The organism is Nocardiopsis sp. TRM 82005 (assembly GCF_056312425.1).
On sequence record NZ_JBWDTQ010000056.1, the window covers coordinates 1 to 4,340 of the forward strand.

3 protein-coding genes and 1 pseudogene are annotated in these 4,340 nt (G+C 60.9%); all 4 read right to left on the bottom strand.

Annotation, left to right across the window (positions count from 1 at the left end):
- Positions 1 to 57 precede the first annotated feature (57 nt).
- Complete coding sequence (locus AC0T5L_RS26975) at positions 58 to 894, bottom strand: immunity 49 family protein (RefSeq protein WP_476168310.1); 837 nt, start codon at positions 892 to 894, stop codon at positions 58 to 60.
- Positions 895 to 1,175: 281 nt separating this feature from the next.
- Positions 1,176 to 1,637 (bottom strand): hypothetical protein, encoded by a 462-nt coding sequence (locus AC0T5L_RS26980; protein WP_476168311.1) that lies wholly within the window; start codon positions 1,635 to 1,637, stop codon positions 1,176 to 1,178.
- Between the two features lie 143 nt (positions 1,638 to 1,780).
- The gene (locus AC0T5L_RS26985) at positions 1,781 to 2,527 is read right to left on the bottom strand and encodes an immunity 49 family protein (RefSeq protein ID WP_476168312.1); all 747 of its coding nucleotides are present in this window, start codon (positions 2,525 to 2,527) and stop codon (positions 1,781 to 1,783) included.
- A 140-nt stretch (positions 2,528 to 2,667) separates the two neighbouring features.
- Positions 2,668 to 4,340: pseudogene (locus AC0T5L_RS26990) on the bottom strand (hypothetical protein); the annotation flags it as partial.

A 4,340-nucleotide genomic window follows, 5' to 3' on the forward strand; every position in this document is an offset into this window, starting at 1 on the left:
CTCAAGGGGATCCTTCACAGGGGTGGGTCGGCACGGTGAAGCCTAGGGCGTGGCCCCTCAGACGGGGAACTCGCCGTGCCAGGAGCGCTGGAGGATGTGCTTGGGCAGGTAGGCCGAGCCGAGGTCGGGGTTGAAGTCGGGGACGATCTGGCTGAGGTCGTAGGCCAGGCAGGCGATCCCGAGCAGGAACAGCGGGACCGCGCCCATGAGGTCCTTGGTGCGCTCATCGTCGGCGGTGTAGTAGTCGTGGAAGAGCTGGACCCCCTGGGCCATGGCCTCGTCGAAGTTCTCGGTGTCGTGTTCGGCGAGCCGGTAGAGGGCGTTCATCGGGGGGAAGATGAAGGTGTTGAGGTTCTCGGCGCTGCTGATCTCGGCGTGCTCGGGCTGGGAGAGCCGCATGGCCTCGTAGAGGTTGTCGCCCAGGTCGGGCCGGTTGAGGATGAAGTCCTGTAGTGCGGTGACCCAGGGGTAGATGTAGTCGTCGTATCCTCCGCCGCGGCTTTCTCCGGCCTCTTTGAGGAAGGAGGCCGGGATCTGGCACAGGGCGTGGACGCGGGCCTCGTCGCGGCAGGTGAGGGCGAGGAAGAACGCGTCGATCCAGTTGCCCGCGTCGCTGTCGGGGCCGGGGCCGATGGCGTGCAGGGTGCGGGTTTTGTGGTCGATGAGGCGCTCGACCGTCGTTCCCGGGGGCGCGGTGGACATGGCGAAGACGGCCTCGGCGACTTGCATCCAGGTGGTCCAGGCCTCCCAGGTGTACAGCTCTGAGGCGTCCGGGTCCATGGCCAGGGTGACCCTGGCGCTCAGCTCCAGGCTGTTGAGGGACATGCCCGCGGTGAACGGTGCTTTCACCATCCCGGCGATCTGGGTTTCACGCTTCTTTTCGATCTTCGCCAAGTGGCGCTTGTATGCGGGCATGCTCGCATCATGCCGGGGAGGTGATGTCTTCATCCCTCCCTGACATTTCCTGGCGCTGATGTTGGGAGTGCTTCTCACTTTCCGCGCCATAGTTTATTGTAATCTAATTCTTTTATATGCCGATGGAAGAACAAGTGATTTTTTCCTGTTTCAGGATGCTAACATCGAACCCTGTGTTCTCGGTTTTTCTTACAGTGTCATCCTCAGGGTGGTGAAGCCATCCCTCAGCAGTGCATGACGGCGGGTTTTTCCAAGGAGCTCTAGTTTCCATTGGTAGAGTTTGCTTCATTAATCTTCTCGCGCAGCCAGTCGGGCGTGAATTCGTCACTACGAGGGAAGAGCTTCGCCTCTCGGGCGTACTCGCGAAGATCCGGGGCGAAGAGAAAATCGGGATGATCGTCATAGTTGAATTCTGACCTGTACCTCCCCCCGCTCCAAAGCTTCAGTTTGAGGGAAAACCAGGTCCCCTCACCCTCTCTGTACATTCCAGCCCGTAGCTTCATGCACTTCATGCTGGAGTCGAGCGGAAGTTCGGTCCTAACGATTTCACCATCTCCTTTCTCGGCTTCTGAAAATTCATTGGCATAGGATCCCATGATTCTTACGTGATAGAGGGCGGATTGCCATCCTTCGGGAAAGTACTGCAGAAGACTGGAGGCGATTTCGGCAGTTGCCTCCTGCTCCTCAAGCGGCCCCATGTGGCCCTTTTTTCTTCCGTGCATGGATTACTCCTCAAGCAAAGTTAAACGGTGGAATCCACCTCCTCCGCCTCGCCCGGCGTGTCGGAGCAGCTGTCCCCCGCCCCGCCCGTGCGGGGCCTGCGCGAGGACTGTTCCCCGGAGGAGTCGGCGGCGGGCCGCACCCGTCAGACGGGGAACTCCCCGTACCAAGAGCGCTGGAGGATGTGCTTGGGCAGGTAGCCGGACTCGACGTCGAAGTGGAAGTCGGAGTCCTGTTCTGCGGTGTCGTAGGCCAGACACGCCATGGCCAGGAGGCTCAGCGGGACCGCGCCCTTGATGTCGTTGGCCCGGTCTGCGTTGGCGGTGTAGTAGTCGTGGTGCAGTGCCAGGCCTTGTGCGAGGGCTTCGTTGAACTTGTCGCTGTCGCGCTCCACCAGGCGAAGGAAGGCGTTCATCGGCGGGAAAACGAGCTTGTCGAGGCTTTCAGCATCGCCGAAGTCGACTCTCTCGGGTGTGGACAGCTCCATCGCGGCGAGAAGCTCCTCGCCCAGACCGGGGCGATTGAGGACGAACGCCTGGAGAGCCGCAATCCAGTGGTAGGTGAAGGGATTGTACTGGGTTCCCTCGCTCTCGCCGGCCTCGCGGAGGAGATCGACGGGGATCTCGCACAGCTCTCGGTAACGCTGTTGCTCGCGGCAGATGACCGCCAGGAAGAAGGCGGTGGTCCAGTTGCTGGCACTAGTGGAATAGCTAGGGCCGGTGGCCTTGGTACGTCGAATCCTATGGTGGACCATCAACTCCAGATCGGTACCCGGCGGCTCGGTTTCCACTACGAACAGAGCGTGATGCATCTGCATGTCAGCGGTCCACGCTTCCCAGGTCTCCAAGCGTGTCACGTCGGGGTCCGCAGCGGTGCCGAACATCACATCCATATGCAAAGAGCCCAATGCAAGGTCGACGGACTCAGGATTCGACTCCAGGATTGAAGACCACTCATTACGGTTGCCCGCACTTGAATCCCAGTGGTCAGAATCCACTCGATGGGAGAGCTCATGGCCGGGTATATGGAAGTTCATGCCTTTTTCTTTCTGATGTCGAAGAACCTCATCGAGTTTCCTTGGTATTTTCCAGACTTGTCTGGATTTCCTTTGGCTTCTACATAGCTAATCTTCCCTTTGTCCTTGGCCATTGTGAGCTTGATTTCCTCGGCAATTTTCTTTTCTTCTCCTCCCCGATTGATCATCTCCTTCAATATATCATCAAAGTACTCTCGAGTCCCCTGCTGAAATTTCCTGGGGCCATCGTCGGATTTTATTGTTCGTTCGTTGAGGCCGGTTTCGAGACTACTTTTAGCCTCGACGATAACAAACCCGCCGTCCTTGGTACGCCAGATCTGGTCGAACTGGTCGTTGCCGTTCTTGGGGGCGTTTTCGCTGGGAGGAATGGGGTTCGGCCTGCCTGGGATGCTCTCCGCGAGTTCCGGCAGCGTTCCGCGCCAAGTGGTTGTGAGGACCTTGCCCTGGGCGTCCTTGACAACCTCTCCGTTCGCTTTCCTCAGAGGCTCTTCGAAAGAGACTTCCTTTCCGGTAAAGTTGTCTCTGACTGCTCGTTCTGCTGCCCTCTCCCCGAACTGTTCCGTGAACCTCTTCTTCATGCTCCCCATGGGCCTCCGGGCCTCTCTTGCCTTTTCAAGTTCCCGGCTCACCGTGTCTGATGGTTTCTGATCGTACTCCGCCTTGATCCCCTTGACGATCTTGTTCAGCGGATTGTACGCATCAAGCGAAATCTGTCGCAGATTGGAAAATTTGTCCAGTTTCTGGATAATTCTGCTTGCCAGGCCTGCTCGGGCGCCCTTGATCTCTCCGAAGAGATATTTGGGGGTAATGGGTGGTGGAAGAAGAGACCTTGCGACCCAGGGATCGCTTGAATCGGCCCTCGTCAGACTGGGAACGGGTTCACCGTTGATAATAAGGCCTTCCCTGTGCCTGTGGCCGAGACTGTTGTAGAAGGCTCTCTCAAGCAGTCCTCCGTACTTCCTGTCGTTGACGAGGTCGACGAAGTTCTTCACGAACTCTTTCCCCTTCCCGAGATCCATGGTGCTGAGAACCTCGCGGGCGCGCACCTGGGCTTCCTCACGTGTCGTGGGGACCGGGACAGGTTCTTTCCCCTCGGAGGGCGACCTGGTGTCGGAGCCCGCGTCGGCATCATCGCGATGCGTGTCCGGGGTGTCCGAAGAGTCCGGACCATGCGGTCCGGAGATCGGGTGTCGGCGGCCGTCCTCGCCGAGCCCGTCCCTGTCGCGGTCACCGTGACCCGGGCCGGAACGCTCGCCGTCGCCCCGGTCCGAGCGGGTGGAGCTCTCACCCGTGGTACGGCGGTCGGTGGAGTCGTTCCTGGACGTGTCCCGGTCCCTGGGAACGTCCCCGTCCCGGGAGGGCGTGGCATCCGTGCGGTTGGTGGCACCGGGCTCGTCGTCACGCAGGTTCGGGCCGCGATCGCCAGCGCTTCCGTCGTGGCGGTGGCCGGCACCGCGGCCGTCGGGGTCGGTGGTGTCGGCGTCTGCGTCGCGGCGGGTGTCGGGGGCGTCGGGGAAGCGGTCGCCGCCGATGCCGGTGAGATCGACCCGGGAGCTCGGCGTGGCGCCCGGCAGGTCCCGGGAAGCGGTCAGGGTGTCGGGGCCGCCGCCGGCGTGGGCGGGCACCCCGGCCGAGTCCGGGCCGCCCGTGCCCGGGCCGGCCTCCCAGG